18 protein-coding genes, 1 tRNA gene and 1 pseudogene are annotated in these 19,173 nt (G+C 60.7%); 14 read left to right on the top strand and 6 right to left on the bottom strand.

Annotated elements, in window-relative coordinates; translation table 11 throughout:
- Nucleotides 1-7: 7 nt before the first annotated feature.
- Nucleotides 8-834 (top strand): annotated as a pseudogene (locus KPG66_RS06785) (integrase core domain-containing protein); the annotation flags it as partial.
- 91 nt (nucleotides 835-925) lie between these two features.
- Here KPG66_RS06785 and smpB read toward each other — a convergent pair.
- A complete protein-coding gene (gene smpB, locus KPG66_RS06790; RefSeq protein ID WP_013435278.1) occupies nucleotides 926-1,375 on the bottom strand; it encodes an SsrA-binding protein SmpB in 450 nt (149 codons plus the stop codon).
- Between the two features lie 135 nt (nucleotides 1,376-1,510).
- Between smpB and KPG66_RS06795 the strand changes: the two genes are divergently transcribed.
- Together KPG66_RS06795 and KPG66_RS06800 are read left to right on the top strand one after the other, a co-directional pair.
- Nucleotides 1,511-1,948, top strand: coding sequence for a type II toxin-antitoxin system RatA family toxin (locus tag KPG66_RS06795; protein ID WP_041753499.1), 438 nt, complete (start codon nucleotides 1,511-1,513; stop codon nucleotides 1,946-1,948).
- A 31-nt stretch (nucleotides 1,949-1,979) separates the two neighbouring features.
- On the top strand, nucleotides 1,980-2,303 hold the full coding sequence (locus KPG66_RS06800) for an RnfH family protein (RefSeq protein ID WP_237070383.1): 324 nt from the start codon (nucleotides 1,980-1,982) through the stop codon (nucleotides 2,301-2,303).
- 44 nt (nucleotides 2,304-2,347) lie between these two features.
- On the opposite strand, the gene KPG66_RS06805 is transcribed toward KPG66_RS06800, so the two are convergent.
- Complete coding sequence (locus KPG66_RS06805; RefSeq protein ID WP_237070353.1) at nucleotides 2,348-3,337, bottom strand: DMT family transporter; 990 nt, start codon at nucleotides 3,335-3,337, stop codon at nucleotides 2,348-2,350.
- A gap of 296 nt (nucleotides 3,338-3,633) precedes the next feature.
- Here KPG66_RS06805 and guaB point away from each other — a divergent pair, with 296 nt between their 5' ends.
- From guaB to KPG66_RS06825, 4 genes are all read left to right on the top strand, one after another.
- The gene (guaB, locus tag KPG66_RS06810) at nucleotides 3,634-5,097 is read left to right on the top strand and encodes an IMP dehydrogenase (RefSeq protein ID WP_013435282.1); all 1,464 of its coding nucleotides are present in this window, start codon (nucleotides 3,634-3,636) and stop codon (nucleotides 5,095-5,097) included.
- Nucleotides 5,098-5,105: 8 nt separating this feature from the next.
- Nucleotides 5,106-5,774 carry a hypothetical protein gene (locus KPG66_RS06815; protein WP_237070354.1) on the top strand — a complete coding sequence of 223 codons (669 nt, stop codon included), beginning with the start codon at nucleotides 5,106-5,108 and terminating at the stop codon, nucleotides 5,772-5,774.
- 119 nt (nucleotides 5,775-5,893) lie between these two features.
- Nucleotides 5,894-7,477 carry a glutamine-hydrolyzing GMP synthase gene (gene guaA, locus KPG66_RS06820; protein ID WP_013435284.1) on the top strand — a complete coding sequence of 528 codons (1,584 nt, stop codon included), beginning with the start codon at nucleotides 5,894-5,896 and terminating at the stop codon, nucleotides 7,475-7,477.
- Entirely contained in the window at nucleotides 7,474-7,764 is a 291-nt protein-coding gene (locus tag KPG66_RS06825) for a hypothetical protein (protein WP_237070355.1), read from the top strand. Before guaA ends, KPG66_RS06825 begins: the two co-directional genes overlap by 4 nt.
- An 86-nt stretch (nucleotides 7,765-7,850) precedes the next feature.
- On the opposite strand, the gene KPG66_RS06830 is transcribed toward KPG66_RS06825, so the two are convergent.
- Nucleotides 7,851-8,759 carry an AraC family transcriptional regulator gene (locus KPG66_RS06830; RefSeq protein ID WP_237070384.1) on the bottom strand — a complete coding sequence of 303 codons (909 nt, stop codon included), beginning with the start codon at nucleotides 8,757-8,759 and terminating at the stop codon, nucleotides 7,851-7,853.
- A 298-nt stretch (nucleotides 8,760-9,057) separates the two neighbouring features.
- Here KPG66_RS06830 and KPG66_RS06835 point away from each other — a divergent pair, with 298 nt between their 5' ends.
- Together KPG66_RS06835 and KPG66_RS06840 are read left to right on the top strand one after the other, a co-directional pair.
- Complete coding sequence (locus tag KPG66_RS06835) at nucleotides 9,058-9,819, top strand: SDR family NAD(P)-dependent oxidoreductase (protein ID WP_013435287.1); 762 nt, start codon at nucleotides 9,058-9,060, stop codon at nucleotides 9,817-9,819.
- A 179-nt stretch (nucleotides 9,820-9,998) separates the two neighbouring features.
- Nucleotides 9,999-10,148 (top strand): hypothetical protein, encoded by a 150-nt coding sequence (locus tag KPG66_RS06840; protein WP_232509275.1) that lies wholly within the window; start codon nucleotides 9,999-10,001, stop codon nucleotides 10,146-10,148.
- A gap of 22 nt (nucleotides 10,149-10,170) precedes the next feature.
- On the opposite strand, the gene KPG66_RS06845 is transcribed toward KPG66_RS06840, so the two are convergent.
- Nucleotides 10,171-11,073, bottom strand: coding sequence for a LysR family transcriptional regulator (locus KPG66_RS06845; protein WP_013435290.1), 903 nt, complete (start codon nucleotides 11,071-11,073; stop codon nucleotides 10,171-10,173).
- Nucleotides 11,074-11,172: 99 nt separating this feature from the next.
- Between KPG66_RS06845 and KPG66_RS06850 the strand changes: the two genes are divergently transcribed.
- The 4 genes from KPG66_RS06850 to KPG66_RS06865 all read left to right on the top strand — a co-directional run bounded on the left by KPG66_RS06850 (nucleotide 11,173) and on the right by KPG66_RS06865 (nucleotide 15,733).
- Nucleotides 11,173-11,727, top strand: a complete 555-nt coding sequence (locus KPG66_RS06850; protein WP_049786378.1) for a DoxX family membrane protein — start codon at nucleotides 11,173-11,175, stop codon at nucleotides 11,725-11,727.
- Between the two features lie 96 nt (nucleotides 11,728-11,823).
- Nucleotides 11,824-12,423, top strand: coding sequence for an NAD(P)H:quinone oxidoreductase (gene wrbA, locus KPG66_RS06855; protein WP_041753503.1), 600 nt, complete (start codon nucleotides 11,824-11,826; stop codon nucleotides 12,421-12,423).
- 213 nt (nucleotides 12,424-12,636) lie between these two features.
- Nucleotides 12,637-13,053 (top strand): nuclear transport factor 2 family protein, encoded by a 417-nt coding sequence (locus KPG66_RS06860; RefSeq protein ID WP_237070356.1) that lies wholly within the window; start codon nucleotides 12,637-12,639, stop codon nucleotides 13,051-13,053.
- Between the two features lie 1,657 nt (nucleotides 13,054-14,710).
- On the top strand, nucleotides 14,711-15,733 hold the full coding sequence (locus KPG66_RS06865) for an NAD(P)-dependent alcohol dehydrogenase (RefSeq protein WP_336886348.1): 1,023 nt from the start codon (nucleotides 14,711-14,713) through the stop codon (nucleotides 15,731-15,733).
- Between the two features lie 266 nt (nucleotides 15,734-15,999).
- Here the strand turns inward: KPG66_RS06865 and KPG66_RS06870 are convergent.
- Nucleotides 16,000-16,090: transfer RNA gene (locus KPG66_RS06870), tRNA-Ser, on the bottom strand.
- 208 nt (nucleotides 16,091-16,298) lie between these two features.
- Complete coding sequence (locus KPG66_RS06875) at nucleotides 16,299-18,656, bottom strand: heavy metal translocating P-type ATPase (protein WP_442929419.1); 2,358 nt, start codon at nucleotides 18,654-18,656, stop codon at nucleotides 16,299-16,301.
- 80 nt (nucleotides 18,657-18,736) lie between these two features.
- Between KPG66_RS06875 and cadR the strand changes: the two genes are divergently transcribed.
- Nucleotides 18,737-19,168: a Cd(II)/Pb(II)-responsive transcriptional regulator gene (gene cadR, locus KPG66_RS06880; RefSeq protein WP_237070359.1), complete on the top strand. Its 432-nt coding sequence runs from the start codon at nucleotides 18,737-18,739 to the stop codon at nucleotides 19,166-19,168.
- The last annotated feature ends 5 nt before the right edge of the window (nucleotides 19,169-19,173 follow it).

Genomic DNA, 19,173 nt, shown 5'->3' on the forward strand with positions numbered 1-19,173 from the left:
CCAAATTATCGAGGCGAGCGTGGTTGAACTGGCTCTGGAACTGCCCGCTTATGGCCAAAACCGGATCGCCAATGAAGTGCTCAAGCGCTATGCGTTAAAGGTCTCGCCTCAGGGCGTTCGCAGCATCTGGCTGCGTCACGATCTGCAGACCATGACCAAACGTCTGAAGGCGCTGCAAGCCCAATCCGCTCAGCAAGGGCTGGTGCTAACCGATGCCCAGTTGGTCGCGCTGGAGCGCGCCAAACGGGAAAAGAGGCCCAGGGCGAGTTTGAGGCCGAATGTCCTGGCTACTGCGGCGCGCAGGATACGTTCTATGTCGGCAACCTCAAAGGCGTAGGCCGTGTCTATCAACAAACCTTTGTCGACACCTACTCGAAGGTGGCATTGGCCAAGCTCTACGATCGCAAGACGCCCCTGCCGGCCGCTGACTTACTCAATGACCGCGTTGCCCCATTCTTCGACAGTTTCGGCATCCCGCTGCTACGCGTGCTCACGGATCGCAGCACCGAATACTGTGGCAATCCCGAGCATCACGAATATGAGCTGTATTTGGCCGTAGAAGACATCGACCATACCCGCACCAAGGCCAAGTCGCCGCAGCCCAATGGTATCGTCGAACGATTGCACAAGACCATGCTCAACGGGTTCTATCGGGTCGTGTTCCGCAAGAAGATCTACGAATCGATCGACGCCTTACAAACCGACCTTGATGCATGGCTCGACCAGTACAACAATGAACGTGAGCATCCGGGGCGATGGTGTTATGGCAAGACGCCCATGCGTACCTTCCTCGATTCACTAGCACTTGCCAAGGAGAAACTCATCCCGCATTAACCGCTTCTTCTCTATCCGCCCGACTATCTGTCAGTTCAAGTTCCGGCTAATACAGCGAAGAGGGGGCGGGCGGCGTCGCGGCGGCGCGCCGCTAGCGCGTGGTGTTTTTCAGCAGCTGTGCCTTCTCGCGTTGCCAGTCGCGCTTCTTTTCGGTCTCGCGCTTATCGTGCAGCTTCTTGCCCCGGGCCAGGCCAATTTCGCACTTCACCCGTCCATTCTTGTAGTGGAAGTTCAGCGGCACCAACGTATAGCCGCGCTGCTCGACCTTGCCAATTAGCTTGCGGATCTCATCGGCGTTGAGCAGTAACTTGCGGGTGCGCACAGGATCCGCGTGCACGTGCGTCGAGGCGGTCTGCAACGGGCTGATGTGCGTGCCGATCAGGAACAGTTCGCCGTTGCGAATCACAACGTAGCCTTCCTTGATTTGGCCGCGCCCGGCGCGCAGTGCCTTGACCTCCCAGCCCTCAAGCACGAGCCCCGCCTCGTAGCGTTCCTCGATGAAGTAATCGAAGAATGCTTTCTTGTTGTCGATGATGCTCATGAATGGGTTTTGACCAACTCGGATAAAATTATGATTTTAGCAAAGCGACCCGGCGCCGAAGGCCGCGTCGCGTCCGCGCGTGCTCCGGGCTCGCCGCGACGCGCGCGGCGCCACGCGCCTCTTCGATGCCCTTTTATGGCAGACGTCCAGAAAACCGTCCTGATTCGTTATTCCGCCGAACGTATGTTCGACCTTGTGACTGATGTTGCCGACTACCCCAACTTTCTGCCTTGGTGCGGCGGCGTCGAGATCCGGCACCAGGACGAAACAAGCATGGAAGCACGGATCGACATCCGCTTCAAGGGGATTCATCAGCATTTCGCCACCCATAACACGCAACGGCGCCCGGAACGGATCGATATGGAGTTCACCGAAGGGCCTTTCAAGCGGTTCACCGGCTATTGGAACTTCATCCCGCTGCGGGACGATGCGTGCAAGGTCGAGTTTGCGTTGCACTATGAGTTTTCCAGCATCATCTTGGAGAAGCTGATCGGACCGGTGTTCAATCACATCGCGAACACGTTTGTCGAATCGTTCGTCAAGCGGGCCGGGGAGCGCTATGGCAAGCGTTGATCCAGCGGCGCTGGGCGGCGGCGCCGGGGCCATGATCGAGGTGCAAGTTTGTTATGCGCTGCCCGACACGCAAACGCTCGTCGCCTTGCGACTGCCAATCGGTGCGACGCTGCGTGAGGCCATCGAGGCTAGCGGGATCGTCGCGATGCATCCGCAGATCGACCTGGCCCAGCAGCGCGTCGGCGTGTTCGGACGCATCCGCGCGCTGGACTCGGTGCTCGAGAATGGTGATCGCGTCGAGATCTATCGGCCGTTGACCGTCGATCCGAAGCTCGCGCGACAGCGCCGCGTTGACAAGGCTCGCCACAGCGGCTCGCTCGAAGGACGCAAATGGCGCGCGAAAGACGCCCGCTGAAGTAGGCCGCGCATGGTGCGCCCCCGTTAACGGCCGTTGGCACGTCAGTGCGCCGAGATTGGCGCGTCCTCCTCGATCGCGTGCCGCGACTTGCCCGGGCGCGACGGCTGACTCGCGTGCTGGCGTACTGACCAGCTCACGCCCGCAACGAGCAGCATGATCGCGCCCCATTCGAGCGCGCGCGGCCAGCGCTGCGCGTAGATAAACCCATACACGAGCGCGAACAGCGTCTCAAACACGATCAACTGGCCCGACAGCGTTAATGGCAGGCGTTTCGCCGCAGCGTTCCACAACGCATTGCCCCACCATGAACAGCCGATGGCGATGGCTAGGTTGAGCGCCCAGAACAGTTGCCAGCGTTCGGCATCGAGCGCTGGCCGCCCAACTGCGCTGCTTGGCACCAGCAGCAGCCCGGCCCATAGCAGTGCGCCGAGTACACCGGTGACAATGCCCGATGCAATCGACCATTCGTTGCTGTCGAAATGTCCTGCCTTGCGCAGATAGCGCGCATTGGCGACGGCGAACCAGGTCCACGCCACCAGAGCGCCCGCTGCGCACAACACACCGGCGATCCGGCTCGCGATCGTGCCGTGCGTGGCAAACGATGCCGTGAAGACGTCGAGGTTGATGCAGGCGATGCCGGCGGCAATCATCAGCAGCGCAAGCGTAAGCCGCCGCAGTGAAACCGCGTCGTGATCGGCGCGTCCGGCCAGCGTGATGGTCAGCGGCAGCACACCGACGATCAGCGACGATGGCGCGACGCCGACCAGTTGTACCGCTGCGGCGACCAGAATGTAATAGACAATGTTGCCTGCGAGCGCGAGCCAGATGAGCACCACGAGATCCGCGCGCGTGAGCTTGGATAGCAGCCGGCGCGCGTTGGGCAGCGCGACGACGACCGACACCAGGCCGTACAGCAGATAGCGTCCGGCGGCCAGCAGCAACGGCGAAAAGTCCGGCAGCAGGCACGGGCCGAGAAAGACGAAGCCCCACACCGCGCCCGCTAGCAGGCCGTACATCACCCCACGTCGCATTGCCGACTCCCTGTCATCGTTGGCTGTGCCGCGCCGTGCCCGAATTGCGCATGGCTGCCACGCCGCATGCCAGCGGCGTGTGCGAGGCGGCTGGCACGAGGCGGCGGGCGCGGCGGCAATTAAAGGCGCGCAGCATAGCACGCGGTACATTCGTTGTGCTTGTCGAATCCTGCAGTCGGCACAAAGCCCACGTCGGCCCGGGTTAAAAATGGGGGCGTATGTGTAACTGGCTGTTCAGACAGTGAAAATCCAGGAAACTATCGGTATAATCCGATTTTGCGCCTATAGGATTTGCCATGCGTCTGATCCAAAAAGCACTCACATTCGATGACGTGCTCCTCGTGCCGGCGTACTCGAACGTACTGCCGCGTGACACCAATCTCAAAACCCGCCTGACTCGCAATATCTCGCTGAACATGCCGCTGATTTCGGCGGCGATGGACACGGTGACCGAAGGGCGGCTTGCGATTGCGATGGCGCAGCAGGGTGGAATCGGCATCGTGCACAAGAATCTAACACCGGCTGAGCAGGCGCGTGAAGTTGCGAAGGTCAAGCGGTTCGAGTCTGGCGTGCTGCGCGATCCGATCACCGTGCCGCCCGATATGAAGGTGCACGACGTGATTGCGCTGTCGCGCCAGCATGGCATTTCCGGCTTCCCGGTCGTCGATGGCGCGAAACTCATCGGCATCGTGACGAACCGCGACCTGCGTTTCGAGGAGCGGCTGGGCGAGCCGGTGCGCGCGATCATGACGCCGCGTGAGCGGCTGGTCACGGTCAGCGAGGGGACGTCGCTCGCGCAAGCCAAGGCGCTCATGCACCGCCATCGCCTGGAGCGTGTGCTGGTCGTCAACGAGGCGTTTGAGCTGCGCGGATTGATGACGGTCAAGGACATCACGAAGGCGACTGAGCACCCGGACGCCTGCAAGGACGAGCACGGCAAGCTGCGGGTCGGTGCTGCCGTCGGTGTCGGTCCGGAGAACGTGGCGCGCGTCGAAGCGCTGGCGGCGGCGGGTGTCGACGTAATCGTCGTTGATACCGCGCACGGGCACAGCCAAGGTGTGCTAGAGCGGGTGCGCTGGGTCAAGCAGCATTTTCCGCATATCGATGTGGTGGGTGGCAACATTGCGACGGCCGAAGCGGCCAAGGCGCTGGTCGAGCACGGCGCCGACGGTGTGAAGGTTGGCATCGGCCCAGGTTCGATCTGTACCACGCGGATCGTCGCGGGCGTCGGTGTGCCGCAGATCACCGCGATCGCGAACGTGGCTGATGCGCTGCGGGGCAGCGGCGTGCCGGTGATCGCCGACGGCGGCGTGCGTTACTCCGGGGATGTCTCGAAGGCATTGGCCGCGGGCGCCGACGCGGTGATGATGGGCAGCATGCTGGCCGGCACCGAAGAATCGCCTGGCGACGTGTTCCTGTTCCAGGGACGCCAATACAAATCGTATCGCGGCATGGGTTCGGTTGGCGCCATGAAAGATGGCGCGGCAGACCGCTACTTTCAGGAAGACAATTCGGCCAACGTTGACAAGCTGGTGCCGGAAGGGATTGAAGGCCGCGTCGCGTACAAGGGGGGTGTCAGCGCGATCCTGTTCCAATTGATCGGCGGGGTGCGCGCGAGCATGGGCTACTGTGGTTGCCGCACGATCGAGGAGTTGCACGAAAAAGCCGCGTTCGTCGAGATCACGGCGGCTGGCGTCCGCGAATCGCACGTGCATGACGTGCAGATCACGAAGGAAGCGCCGAACTATCACGTCGAGTGAGTGGACGCATGAAAGCCCTGTTGCGCGCGGTACTGATCGTCGATGCGCTGGTGACGGCGGCATTCGGTCTGTTGATGATCGCGACCCCATGGCGGTCGCTGTACGACACGCTGCAGTTGGTGCAAGTGTCACCAGCGATGGTGGGGCAGTTGTTCGGCATCGTGCTGTTGGCGCTGGCCGGATTGCAATTGCGCGCGGCGATTCATGGTGCACTGACCGCGCTGGTTGCCGGCGCCAGTGGCCACGCGCTGTGGGCCTGCGGCGTGCTGATGCTCGTCTGGCTGGTTGCGGTGCGCTCGCCGTCGCTGGCCGGCCTCGGCCTGTGGATCGGACCGCTGGTGGGTGTCGCGTTGCTGCTGTATGGGCTGATCAACGTCCGGCTGGCCGCCGCGGTACGGCGGCGTGACCGGGCGGCCGCGCAAGGGGCGGCTTCCGCGGAGCGTGCGCGCGAACGTGCCACCGCGACGGCGCCGATGGCACCGGCTCAGGCCGCAGACGTCTCGACCAGTCAGGCGAAATCAGCCGGCCGGACGCCGGCGGCGCCGGCGACGACGCGGCACAGTGCATCGGCACCCAACGCATCACCATCCACCGCGTCGATACCCGCGCGCGGCGCCGAGGCCGACGAACGTCGCGAGCCGTTCGTGCGCGGCGACGACGACACGGACCGCGGTTGAACGGCGCCTCGATACCCGCCTAGAACGCGCCTCCCGCCGTATTGCGCGTTGTGCTGCCGTCGGCTCCGCGCACAGCGCGGCTCGTCCCGTTTTCATTCTATTGAGATTCACCCATTGCCATGCATGACAAAATCCTGATCCTCGACTTTGGCTCCCAGGTCACGCAGTTGATCGCGCGCCGTGTGCGTGAGGCGCATGTCTACTCCGAGGTTCATCCATACGATGTGGATGACGCATTCGTGCGCGAATTCAAGCCGAAGGGCGTGATTTTGTCCGGCGGTCCGAACTCGGTCACCGACACGGATGCGCCACGCGTGCCGCAGGCCGTGTTTGATCTAGGCGTGCCGGTACTAGGCATTTGTTACGGCATGCAGGCGATGGCGCTGCAACTCGGCGGCAAGGTCGAACTCGGCCACGTGCGCGAGTTCGGCTACGCCGAGGTACGCGCGCGCAACCATACGAAGCTGCTGGAGGCGATCGAGGATTTCACGACGCCGGAAGGCCATGGCATGCTGAAGGTCTGGATGAGCCACGGTGACAAGGTGGTTGAGATGCCGCCCGGATTCAAGCTCATGGCGTCGACCGAATCATGCCCGATTGCGGCAATGGCCGATGAGGATCGCCGGTTTTACGGGTTGCAGTGGCATCCGGAGGTCACGCATACGATCAAGGGCCGTGACATGCTGAATCGGTTCGTGCTCGAGTTGTGTGGTGCGACACCGGATTGGGAAATGGGGCACTACATCGCCGAGGCGGTAGAGCAGATCCGTGCGCAGGTCGGTAACGAGCGGGTGATCCTCGGATTGTCTGGCGGCGTTGATTCGTCGGTGGCGGCGGCACTGCTGCACCGTGCGATCGGCGACCAGTTGACATGCGTGTTCGTCGACCACGGCTTGCTGCGGCTCAATGAAGCGGAGCAGGTCATGGAGACGTTCGGACGGCACCTTGGAGTAAAGGTGATTCACGTCGACGCCAGCGACGCATTCATGAGCAAGCTTGCCGGCGTGACGGATCCAGAGCACAAGCGCAAGATCATCGGTGCGGAATTCGTCGAGGTGTTCCAGAACGAGGCTCGCAAGCTGACCGACGCGAAATGGCTTGCGCAAGGCACGATCTATCCGGATGTGATCGAGTCGGCTGGCAAAGGCAAGAAGGGCGCGCATACGATCAAGAGTCACCATAACGTGGGCGGATTACCGGAAACGTTGAATCTGAAACTGCTCGAGCCGCTGCGCGAGTTGTTTAAGGATGAGGTACGCGAGCTTGGCGTCAAGCTCGGCTTGCCGTCATCGATGGTGTATCGGCACCCATTCCCTGGGCCGGGGCTGGGCGTGCGGATCCTGGGCGAGGTCAAGCGCGAGTTCGCCGATCTACTGCGCAAAGCCGATGCGATTTTCATTGAAACGCTGCGCACGACGATTGATCCGGATAGCGGCAAGTCATGGTATGAGTTGACCAGCCAAGCGTTTGCAGTTTTTCTGCCAGTGCGCAGCGTCGGCGTGATGGGCGATGGCCGCACGTATGACTATGTTGTCGCGTTGCGCGCGGTGCAGACGCACGATTTCATGACCGCGCATTGGGCACATTTGCCGTATGAATTGCTTGGGCACGCGTCGAATCGCATCATTAATGAGGTGCGGGGTATCAATCGCGTTGTGTACGATATTTCGGGCAAGCCGCCGGCGACGATTGAGTGGGAGTGAAACCGAGTCCTGCGGGGGCTATTGCCCCAGCTATCGGCGGTAGCCACGCCCGGCAGTCCACGTATCTGGCCCAGGCGCTGCAAACCCTGTTTTACGTGAAGCCCCGGCAACGAGGTGTCGGCTTCGATCACCAGGCATTCGCGCGCATGTATCCGGGAACTTGTCGCTCCACACGCCGTGCAGTGCGCAACGAGGCCTTTATGTTTCAGTGCAACGATGAGCCGATTGCCGATCATTTCCCATTCGACAATACGCATCATGGGCAAACTTTGACGACCGGCTCGTAGCCAGCGAGCGAGTGCGGCTGATACGGCGGAATCTCTAAATGCCATCAACCTTCCTTCACATCCTGATCCATCGACGGGCGTTCCCGTCAGTTGGACGCGGCGAAATCCTCGAGTTGAGTCGCGGGTGACAGGGCGAACGAAGCTCGCATGTCCCGAGCCTCATCGACGGGCGATCGCCCGAAAAACCGCTTGAACTCCCGGCTGAACTGGGATGGGCTCTCGTAGCCCACACGCGCCGACGCGGATGCAGCCGTCAAGCCGTCGCGGATCATCATCAGCCGAGCTTGATGCAAACGTGTCGATTTGATGTATTGGATCGGCGAGGTGAGCGTGACGGCGCGAAAGTTGGCATGGAAAGCTGGCACGCTCATTCCAGCCTCTTTCGCGAGAGCGCTGACATCCAATGGCTGGGCATAGTCGGCGTGGATCCGGCGCAGCGCCTTCGCCACTCTCCCAAATCGACCCTGATGGGCGAGTGCCGCTCTCAGTGCCGCGCCTTGCTGCCCGACTAGTACCCGATAGCAGATTTCACGCACGATCGCGGGCCCTAATACCTGTGCATCGAGGGGGGACGTCAATGCCCGAAGCAGGCGTAAGGTGGCGTCGGCCAGATCGCCGTCCAATGGTGTCGATAAGATTCCGAACGGCGCGCCTTGCTGATGGCAACCTGACTGATCGATCATCAGAATGAGGTCGGCCAACTCGGTCAAGTCGAGCCGCAGCGAGACGGCCAGCATTGGCTCCGACTCGCTCGCCTCGGTTTCCGTGGAGAACGGTAATGGCACCGACAAGACGAGGTAATGCTGCGCATCGTACACATAGATCTGATCGCCGAGGAATCCCAGTTTGCGCCCCTGGCAGACGATCACGATGCTCGGCTCATATAGCACGGGCGTGCGCCCTAACGGCCGGTTAGATCGCATGAACCGCACGCCCTCCAGGGCGGACTGTGTGTATCCCTCGTTCGGCGCCAGCCGCTCGAGCAGGTTCACCATCTTTACGGAAATCGGATCGTCAGTAACTGTCACGAGGGCTTCTTTGCTGGCGGATAAGGCGAAGGAATTGTAACCGACCCGATCGACGGCACATCTCTACTTCGATAGGAATAGGCAACACTGTCATCGTCACGTGTATTTGCGTCCGCGCCTGCGGTTCATAAGATTGGTTATCGGCTGCACGGTTCAGCTCAAGTGCCGAAAGACGTCGCAACCGCTATCTCGTCTGTTCATGGAGATCGTGGTGCGCCCGACCGCAAGCCCTTATTGAACTGTCTATCTCGTTAGGAGCGTTTTTATGACTTTACAAGCTTCCACCAATCAGTCTTTCGACGGCAAGATCGCTATCGTCACCGGTGCTGCCAGCGGCATTGGGCTCGCTACCACGGAATTGTTGCATACTCAAGGCGCCAGCGTGATTGCCGTCGACCGGAGCGCCGATGTCGAGGCGTTGGCCAGGCCGGGAATCGTCCCGCTCGTTGCCGACGTCGCGCACGAGGAAAGTGCGCGACGCGCGGTGGCCGCCGCAATGCAGCAGTTTGGCAAACTCGATATTCTGGTCAATAATGCCGCGATCATCATCAATAAACTCGTTGTCGACATGACGCTTGAGGACTGGAACCGCGTGCAGGCCGTGAATTCCACGGGTGCATTCCTGTTCTCGCGTGAGGCCATGCGCGCGATGATGCCGGCACGCACAGGCGCCATCGTCAACGTGGGTTCATACGCGTGCTATCAGGCGTTTCCGCTTATCGCTGCGTACGCAGCGTCCAAAGGCGCGCTTGCCCAGTTGACGCGTGCCATGTCGCTTGAGGCGATCGATCACGGCATTCGCGTCAATGCGGTAGGTTCCGGCGACGCGGTAACAAATATCACAAACCACATCCACGAGGATGGTCCTGCATTTCTCGCCGAGCATGGCAAAAACGCGCCGATCAGACGCGCGGCACAGCCGCGCGAAATTGCCGAAGTGATCGCCTTTCTGGCGTCCGACAAAGCCAGCTATATCGTCGGCGCAGTCGTGATGGCGGATGGTGGAATGAGCGTAGCTCTCCAGTAACCATAGACCTCGAGCCCCATTTCATGGCTGCTTGAATGTCATTTCGTATAACTTATGTCGTAGCGCGGCTTGGCAGCGCCCGGTGACGGACGCTGCCTTAGTAGCAATGCATCGCAAAACTCAAGTGTGTGGTTGCCGATTAGTCGATGGCTAGCCGCCATCATTTGTTTGTCCTTGCCATGCAGCAAGCCGCGATCGACTGGATCCGGTCGGAACGCCGCCTAATCCGACATCAAGGCGACGGCAGGCTCGTCGCGGAGGACGAGATGTTCGACTTGCACGAACGCATGATGCGGCGGCGTTATTTGGCGGATGAGCCGAACCACTAGCGCCACGCGACGCTGAAAGATGTTACGCGACGCTGGAAGAATGCTTGAGCCGATCAAGAAACCAGCGGCCTGCGAAACCCGGCGGCGTGTCCTTGCGGTAGATTGCAAACATCGCGATCGGCGGGGTGTGTGGCTGAAAATGCTCGATTCGCAGCGGTACCAACTCGCCGGAAACGATATCGTCATGCACCATGGGCACCGGCATGTGCCCCCATCCGAAGCCCGCGCGCAGAAACGCGTGCTTGGCACCAAGATCGGCGAGTCGCCAGGTCAGCGGCGACAGTACGCCAAACGTCTTGCCCTCGGTCAATGTCGTACGATCAGTCAACACAAGCTGCACGTGTTCTTCAAGCTCGCGCAGTCGAATCACCCGCTTGATCGACGCCAACGGATGTGCTGGAGCCGCGACAGTGACCATTGGGACATCAAGCAGTTTTTCAGCATCCACCATTTTGGGCACGGCCGGCATCGAACCGCTGATACCGAGCCGACACTCGCGATCGAGCACCGGCCGCATCACCGCGCCCAGCGCCTCCACGTAGAGCCGCAATGGTGTGTGGGGAAACGCATCGCGGAACTCGCCAACGGCGGCCGTCAGCGAGGCCATCGGATACATGACGTCCACTACGACCGACAGCTCGGGCTCAAGTCCCTGCGCAATGGCTCGCGCCTTCGACTTGAAATCGTCCGCTGCGCTGACAACGAGGTGTGCCTGCACAAGCAGCGCAGTGCCTTGCTCAGTCAAGCGCGGATAGCGGCTGCTCCGGTCGAACAACTGCACATCGATCTGGTCTTCGAGGTTGGCGAGTGTCTGGCTCACGACGGATTGCGCGCGGCGCAGCCTTCGGCCGGCGGCGGAGAAGCTGCCTTCGTCTGCTGCCGCAATGAAAGTGCGCAACTGATCCAGGGATACGCCGTCCAGCATATATCGATTCCTTAGATGGTTTTTATCGAGAAATATAGGCTTCCGCGAAAGCTGTCAAGAATTTAACCTTTTCCCATGCCATTACCGAAAGAGATGTCCATGGAGCACGCCCCAGACAGCGTCCGGCAACGGGCAACTCGAACGATTGCGTTGCGCACCCATGGCCAACCGCACGGGCCACTTACGCGGCGGGTGAGCCCCGCGGGCATCGGTGAGCTGATCAAATCGTTCGTCTTTCTCGATGACTTCGACATCACGCCTTTCGGCTACACATCGTTTCGGGTGCACTCTCACTCGGGCATCGCGACGATCACCGTCTTGCTTAACGGTGACCTGCGTTACGCAGGCACAACCGGCGGCTTACCCACCCCGATACTCGGTTACATCGGTTCGATGACTCTCGAACTCGCGGCGAGCGTGCTACTAACCGTCGGTTACCACAGGCGGTTCATCGCGGCGTTGCGGGCCGTGTACTCGATCGTTACTGCATTGATCTTCCACCATGCGCTGAGTGATCAGAACCCGATGTTCCATTTCCTCAAGAACGTCGCAATGTCCGCAGAATTTTTTCAGGGGCGTGCGTTCGGAGCCGGCGCGTATAGTTTTGACAACCGCGAGAAGGCGTCCGACGTCGCCATCGCGTTGGCGCAGTAATGCAAGTCAGAACGCCGCCCGGCGTTTCGCGGGCCCTCTCACAGTTTCAACCCATGCGGCGCCCACATGGCACGCTTTATTACTCAAGGAGTTGCAATGGCTAAGGTCCTGGTTCTCTATTACTCTTCGTATGGCCACATCGAAGCGATGGCCGAGGCTGTCGCGCAAGGCGCACGTAACGCAGGTGCTCAAGTGGATATTCGCAGGGTGCCGGAGACGGTTCCCTCCCAAGTAGCGGTGAACGCTCACTTTAAATTGGCTCAGGTCGCGCCGGTCGCCAGCGTTGCTGAACTGGAGCACTACGACGCGATCATTGTTGGCACCGGCACGCGCTTTGGCCGTATCTCGTCACAAATGGCTGCGTTTCTTGATCAGGCCGGTGGGCTATGGGCTCGCGGAGCGCTGAACGGGAAGGTGGGCGGCGCGTTCACCTCATCGGCCACGCAACACGGCGGCCAGGAAACGACGTTATTTTCAATCATTACCAATCTGCTTCACTTTGGCATGACAATCGTGGGCCTTCCGTACAGCCATCAAGGGCAAATGAGTGTCGCTGAGATTGTCGGCGGTGCACCATACGGCGCCACGACCATCGCCGCCGGTGATGGGTCGCGTCAACCCACGGAAATCGATCTCGCAGGCGCCCGCCATCAGGGCGAACTGGTCGCCAGGACCGCTGCGAAGCTGTTCGGATAAGCCAGCGGCACGCATGGGCCCCGTTATTAGCCCAATCCGCGGGTTGCGCTTTCCCAATACGTATCACTAACCATTCGCTACCCGGACGTGCCGGGACAAGGAGAAGTCAAGGCTACGGAATTCGACGCAAAGGTCCGCCACATGCTCGCAGTGGACGGGGGGATGACCCTTGGCAGCTTCGAGATTTAATCAATTTTTGACTGAGGAAATACCATGAGCACCGCTTCAGAATTGCTACAGCAGCACTTCCATCTGCTCGTTGACGACAATGCTGCGTGGCAGAAGCTGATTGCCGACGACATAGTGTGGGAATTGCCCTACGCAGCTGGTATCGGACATCCGACCCGGCTTAATGGCCGGGAAGAGGTTTTTAGCCACGTCTCTTGGTTCGTTGGCGCGGTCGCTGATTTCCGTTTCTTTGATCTGCGTATCGTCGCTGGGGCGAACCCCCAGCAGGCAGTTGCGCAGGTATGCGCCGAGGGCTTGATCAAACCGACCGGCCGAATGTACCGGCAGGAGTACGTGGTATTTTTGGATGCGTGGGCAGGCAAGATCGCACATCTGCGCGAATATTTTGACCCGATACAGGCGGCGAAGGCGCTCGATGCTGCCATTGTCGGCCTTGACTGAACACCGTATTTATCACCTTTGGAGAAGCTCGTGAAAGCTATTCGTGTTGCCGCCTACGGCGGTCCAGAATTGTTCTTACTATAGAGCATTGAAAGCCGCGTGCCGGCAACAGAGGTACTGATCGACATGGCCGGCACTTCGGTCAACCCGGTCAACTAGAAGCCGGATACAAAGCGCGGCCAAGGCGTCGGCGCCATCGGCACGCATTTCGCCACGCGGTCCGACGGCGCTCGGTTGTCTGCGACCGCGTTGCTTTATGAATCAGTATGACTAATCATTGATATGGACTACGTGTATCCGCTTGCCCGTGCCAGCGAAGCGATGGCAAGAAGCATGGCGCGTCATGTCCGCGGGAAGATCGTTATTCAGGCGACCCGTTGAGGTCGTGCAATCATTGAAACCATTTTGATTGAGAATCGGAGTGCATAAGCAAACCGATTATGCACGCTTATCCTGCAGTCGGTCGTGCTCAACGAGGACCAGAATCATGGCGTTTTTCTATTTGGAACTTGAGCAACCAACTCGTGTTTGATTCAAGCCAGTGGACGAGCGCGGCTATCGCTGATCGCTTGGCAGCGGCACGCAAAGCGTACGTTAGACGTCTGCGCTTAATTCGCAAAGAAGGGGAAAAACAGTATGCGACAACCAGCGGTTCCATTTGGGTGCGTAAGACGCCGCCCGCTAATTGCGTTGCGAACGACCGTTCATGACTGAACCGGGACGATCGTTTCGTATCCGCGATTTGCTTTCCCGCTTGCCGTACCGACCTTTCGTCATCGACTCGAAGGGACAAGCAGCTTTCTCCGGAGCGGACATTCATGACGATCCGGGACAAAGCCGCACAAGTCGAACTTGCAATCGGATTTTCGTCAACACATGAGTTTTTGTGCCTCTTGGACCGAGTTGGCCAAATTTTGACGTCCTGTGACTGTTTTTTAGTAACCGGGCCAGCCGGCGTCTAGTAAATTTTTTCGGAGGAGCGCGTACATCGTCTCGAAAAAGCGCGTGCATTGTCTTTATCGTAAAGCAGGGGCTCGCTGTGCGGCGCCGTCATCGGCGCCACGGCTGTATGGGACCCTTCACAAACATCCACATCGGTTTCTACTCAGACATTGATTAGATCTGATTAGAATTGTATGCCACTTTTCGTATGCGATATGCTTGCCATGCAAGTTGTCATGCCTGCAACTCCCGAAGGCCTGCACACATTGCTGTGCGCTAACCACGGCGGTTGTTCGGCGCCGGGGACGGCGAAGAGATGGAGCAATCACAACTCAACTGGTAGACGGTGGCCTAGTCCGCCCAATGTAAATAACACGCTGCCGCAGCCGTGCACGTCGAGGCGATATCTATGAACCAACAGCAAGCATTGCTTCCTTCGAAGATATGGAATTGGACATCTGTTCGACGGCCAGTGGCGAGCAGGCGGTGCCACCGCGGCTGGGGTGGCGCCGGCGAGCGGCGCCGAATGGGAAGCGTTCCCTGCAATGGCAGTGGCTGATCGTCAAGGGACAGGCACCTGCCTACCCACTCTGAAGAGGACTAGACCATGAATGCGTCGACAGAATTGCACGATATCACGGTGGCGGTGGTACGCGCTCCACAACAGCCTTTCACCATCGAACCGGCGCGTATTCGGGGACCACAGGGAGACGAAGTGCTGGTGCGCGTGGTCGCCACCGGCCTGTGCCACACTGACCTAATCATGCGTGACCAGTACTATCCTGTGCCGCTGCCAGCGGTACTCGGCCATGAAGGCGCGGGGGTCGTTGAGCAGGTCGGTCCGAACGTCAAAAACTTGAAGGCCGGTGACCATGTGGTGCTGACCTACGGCGCCTGCGGTCATTGCAACCCGTGCGCCAGCGGCCATGAAGCCTACTGCAAGGATTTCTATCCGCTTAACTTCGGTGGTAGCGATGCCCACGGCCATACCGCGCTGCAGACACCCGAGGGCGAAACGCTACACGATCATTTCTTCGCCCAGTCCTCTTTTGCCACCTACGCACTCGCTCGCGAGCATAACGCCATCAAGGTGCCTACCGATGCGCCGCTGGAATTGCTCGGTCCCCTGGGATGCGGCATCCAGACCGGCGCAGGCGCGGTGATCAATTCGATGAAGGTGCGCCCGGGCAGCAGCTTTGCCGCGTATGGTGCCGGTGCGGTGGGATTGAGCGCGGTGATGGCTGCGCGTGTGGCAGGTGTGACCACCATCGTTGCCATTGATGTCGTGCCTTCGCGGCTGGAATTGGCGAGGGAACTGGGGGCCACGCACACGGTGAATAGCCGAGAGGCCAATATCGTTGAGGCAGTACGCGAGATAACCGGCAGCGGTGCCGATTTCGCACTTGAATCCACTGGAACGCCGGAAGTGCTCGAAGCCGGCATCGAGGCGTTGGGTGGCTTGGGTACCATCGGTATTGTCGGCGCGCCAAAGCTTGGCACCCGGGCCAGCTTCGACGTCAACAACTTGCTGCTGGGCGGGCGCAGCATCCGTGGCATCGTCGAGGGCGACAGCGTACCTCAGGTGTTCATCCCGCAGCTGGTCAAGCTCTATCAGCAGGGCCGGTTCCCATTCGACCGCCTGGTCAAGTGCTATCCTCTGGAACAGATCAATCAGGCCGCTGAGGACAGTATCAAGGGGATCACCCTAAAGCCCATCCTGCGCATGGCCGCGAACTGAGCAGTCCATGATGGCATTGAATTTCCCAATTGGGCGGGTTATGACTCAATCCGTGCGGCACGGGCAACCACTGGATCCTCGGTGTTCAAGAACACGCGCCGCTTCTTGCGGCGATCGTGCTCGGTGTAATGCATGGGGAAGTCGTAGACGCCGTACCGTAATCTTGCGACGTGGCAGGAATGCTCATGGCGCGGATGTCCCAGATGAGGGGCACCATGGCGAGATTTGATTGAAAACGCCCTTTAGATCAATCAATTATGTGTCGGTGGCGGAGAGAGGGGGATTCGAACCCCCGATAGGCTATTAACCTATACACGCTTTCCAGGCGTGCGACTTAAACCACTCATCCATCTCTCCGGGAACAGGGAAGTTTACCAGCAACGGAAATGCTAGACAAGGAGGTGGTGTCGTGAGCCCATGAATTGTCCGGGTTTGTAGCACGTCATGTGTCCATGCACCCCAAGTTCATCGTGGTGGGCTGCACCACGCATCCGGTCGAGCAACGCGAGGGCGGCAGCGGGATTGTGTCGCAGCCCCGCGTCAATGAAGTTGCATTGCGGTGCGCCTAGCGACGCAACAGCCTGAGCCCGTTGCCCACGACCAATAAACTTGCACCGACATCGGCGAACACGGCCATCCACATCGTACCGTAGCCGGCCAGCGTGAGCGCCAGAAATGCGCCCTTGAGCCCCAGCGCGACGACGATGTTCTGCGTCAGGATGCGACGCGTGGCCTTCGATAGCCGGACGAATACGGCAATCTTGCGCAGGTCATCGTCCATCAGGGCAACGTCGGCGGTCTCGATCGCGGCGCCAGCGCCCAATGCGCCCATGGCAAAGCCGATATCGGCGCGTGCGAGCGCAGGCGCATCGTTGATGCCATCGCCCACCATGCCCACCGCATGGTGGGCTCCGGCCAGTGACTCGATCGCGCGGCGCTTGTCGTCTGGCAACTGGTTGCCGCGAACCTCGTCGATGCCGGCCTGGGCCGCGATGGTCTGTACGGTATGCAGATTATCGCCACTCAGGATGAGCGTGCGCACGCCGAGCTGATGCAACTGCGCCACGGCCTCACGACTAGTGGGCTTCAAGGTGTCGGCGAGCGCGAACAAGGCGAGAACGCGGTGTTCGTCCATTAGCATCACAATCGTCTTACCTTGCCGCTCTAGGCTGTCTAGCTTCGCGTCGAGCTTCGCATCGCAGCATCCGAGCGTTTCAGCCAGGCGGCGGTTGCCGAGCCAATAGCGCATGCCGTCGATAGTGCCGTGCACGCCGCGCCCGGGTAGTGCGCCGAAGTCGTCGACGACCAAGTGTTGCGAGCCGGCGGCACCGGCGGCAACGATCGCGGCGGAGATAGGATGGTCCGAGCGGGCGGCAAGGCTCGTCGCCAACTGACGACAGCGCGCGGCATCGACTGCCGCACAAAGCTCAAAATCGGTTTGCTGCGGACGCCCCACGGTCAGAGTGCCGGTCTTGTCCAGTGCGAGCCATGCCAGGCGGTGCCCTTGCTCTAGGTAGCGGCCGCCTTTGACCAGGATGCCGTGGCGGGCGGCCACCGCCAGCGCGCTGACAATCGTGACAGGGGTGGAGATGACCAGCGCGCATGGGCAGGCGATCACCAATAGCACCAGTGCCTTATAGACCGACGCCGTCCACGCGGCTTGGCCAAGTAGCGGCGGCACGGCCGCGACCAGCAGCGCCAACGCCAGCACGATTGGCGTGTACACGCGCGCAAAGCGGTCGACGAAACGCTGGATCGGCGCCTTGGATGCCTGCGCTTGCTCGACCGCTTGCACAATGCGGGCCAGCGTGCTCTGCGTGGCGGGGGAGGTGACGCGATAGTCAAAAGAACCCGATGCATTGAGGGTTCCGGCATATACCATGTCACCGACCTGCTTGTCCACCGGCAGGCTCTCGCCGGTGATCGAGGCTTGATCCACCGCTGAGCGGCCGAACACGATACAGCCATCCAGCGCGATCCGCTCGCCTGGCTTCACGCGCACCCGTGCACCGGTTGGCACGGTGCGCGCGTCCACGACGCGCCAACTGCCGTCGGCTTGCTGCACAGTCGCCTTATCGGGTGCGAGCGCAACCAGACGCTCGATCGCGCGCCGCGCGCGCTCCAGCGAGCCAGCCTCGATGCGTTCGGCGATCGCAAACAGCACCATCACCATGGCGGCTTCCGGCCATTGGCCCAGCGCGAAGGCGCCGGTCACCGCGACGCTCATCAACGCGTTGATGTTCAAATTGCCGTGGCGGATCGCGATCCAGCCCTTGTGGTATGTGCGTAGGCCGGCGCCGAGCACGGCGAGTGCTGCGAGTGCCGCCGTGATCCAGCCGGGCGCACCGAGCCAGGTTACCGTTTCGGCCGCCAGCGCGGCGGTGCCGGCCGCCACGAGCGGCCAGTGCCGTGCCGTATGCGTTGGCGCCGGTGGTGGCACGGTGCGCGTGTCGTCGTGAGGTTGTACCTCGGGGGTGAAGCCGAGTGAGGCGAGCGCGGCGACGATGTCGTCCAGCGCGTCGCTCGGGTGCTCGACGGTCAATACCCGTTGCAACAGGTTGAACTCGAGTCGTTCGGCGGGAACGATCTTGTGCAGCTTCGAGCGGATTAATGTTTCCTCGGTCGGGCAGTCCATTTGTCGGATATGGATCCGCGTACGTACCGTGTCGGTAGCAGCCATCTCGCCGCCGTTGCGCGCGCGCGCCGCCGAAGACGACTCTGCGCCTGGGCTGCACGCTGCCTGCGCAAGGGCATCGGTATGGCGACTATCGGCGTGCGGTAGGTTGCCACCGTGCGGGCTGGCACAGCATGTGTCGTGCTCCCGGGTGGCGGCATGGGCGTGGCACGGCGCTTGCGAACAGCGCTCATGTTCGATATCGACTGACGTCGCTTGTGTGCCTCTAGCGGAATAGCGGTCGGCCATGCTAGTTTCCTCAGGTGATTTATGCTGTAGTACACACCTTAAAGCCACTTCAAGGTCAAGCTGGCCAATACGGGACAACGATGAAAATTGGCGAATTGGCAAAGCGGGCCGGATGCACGCCTGAAACGGTCCGTTTCTACGAGAAAGAAGGGTTGCTGCCGATGGCAGCGCGCACAGGCGCCAATTACCGCGCCTATGGTGAAGCGCATTTGGACCGGTTGCGCTTCGTGCGCAACTGTCGGGCACTGGACATGACGCATGACGAGATTCGCGTGTTGTTGCAGGCCGCGGATGCCCCGGCGCGCGATTGTGGCGCGATCGATGCGTTGGTCGATGAACATTTGCGGCACGTCAACATGCGAATCGACGAACTGCAGCAGTTGCGCGCACAATTGAGCGCGCTCCGCGAGCGGTGTCGTGGCGCAAGGTCCGTCCAGGATTGCGGCATCATGCGCGGCTTGGCGGCCATGGACAGCCCTGCCCATGTCCCCAAGCAGACTCATCTGGGCTGAACGCG

The organism is Mycetohabitans sp. B2 (assembly GCF_021733735.1).
Classification (GTDB): domain Bacteria; phylum Pseudomonadota; class Gammaproteobacteria; order Burkholderiales; family Burkholderiaceae; genus Mycetohabitans; species Mycetohabitans rhizoxinica.

Excerpts from the sequence above, each read along its gene's own strand:
- smpB (WP_013435278.1), bottom strand. The coding sequence starts at position 1,375 with ATGAGCATCATCGACAACAAGAAAGCATTCTTCGATTACTTCATCGAG.
- KPG66_RS06795 (WP_041753499.1), top strand. The coding sequence starts at position 1,511 with ATGGCAGACGTCCAGAAAACCGTCCTGATTCGTTATTCCGCCGAACGT.
- KPG66_RS06800 (WP_237070383.1), top strand. The coding sequence starts at position 1,980 with ATGATCGAGGTGCAAGTTTGTTATGCGCTGCCCGACACGCAAACGCTC.
- KPG66_RS06805 (WP_237070353.1), bottom strand. The coding sequence starts at position 3,337 with ATGCGACGTGGGGTGATGTACGGCCTGCTAGCGGGCGCGGTGTGGGGC.
- guaB (WP_013435282.1), top strand. The coding sequence starts at position 3,634 with ATGCGTCTGATCCAAAAAGCACTCACATTCGATGACGTGCTCCTCGTG.
- KPG66_RS06815 (WP_237070354.1), top strand. The coding sequence starts at position 5,106 with ATGAAAGCCCTGTTGCGCGCGGTACTGATCGTCGATGCGCTGGTGACG.
- guaA (WP_013435284.1), top strand. The coding sequence starts at position 5,894 with ATGCATGACAAAATCCTGATCCTCGACTTTGGCTCCCAGGTCACGCAG.
- KPG66_RS06830 (WP_237070384.1), bottom strand. The coding sequence starts at position 8,759 with ATGGTGAACCTGCTCGAGCGGCTGGCGCCGAACGAGGGATACACACAG.
- KPG66_RS06835 (WP_013435287.1), top strand. The coding sequence starts at position 9,058 with ATGACTTTACAAGCTTCCACCAATCAGTCTTTCGACGGCAAGATCGCT.
- KPG66_RS06840 (WP_232509275.1), top strand. The coding sequence starts at position 9,999 with ATGCAGCAAGCCGCGATCGACTGGATCCGGTCGGAACGCCGCCTAATC.
- KPG66_RS06845 (WP_013435290.1), bottom strand. The coding sequence starts at position 11,073 with ATGCTGGACGGCGTATCCCTGGATCAGTTGCGCACTTTCATTGCGGCA.
- KPG66_RS06850 (WP_049786378.1), top strand. The coding sequence starts at position 11,173 with ATGGAGCACGCCCCAGACAGCGTCCGGCAACGGGCAACTCGAACGATT.
- wrbA (WP_041753503.1), top strand. The coding sequence starts at position 11,824 with ATGGCTAAGGTCCTGGTTCTCTATTACTCTTCGTATGGCCACATCGAA.
- KPG66_RS06860 (WP_237070356.1), top strand. The coding sequence starts at position 12,637 with ATGAGCACCGCTTCAGAATTGCTACAGCAGCACTTCCATCTGCTCGTT.
- KPG66_RS06875 (WP_442929419.1), bottom strand. The coding sequence starts at position 18,656 with ATGGCCGACCGCTATTCCGCTAGAGGCACACAAGCGACGTCAGTCGAT.
- cadR (WP_237070359.1), top strand. The coding sequence starts at position 18,737 with ATGAAAATTGGCGAATTGGCAAAGCGGGCCGGATGCACGCCTGAAACG.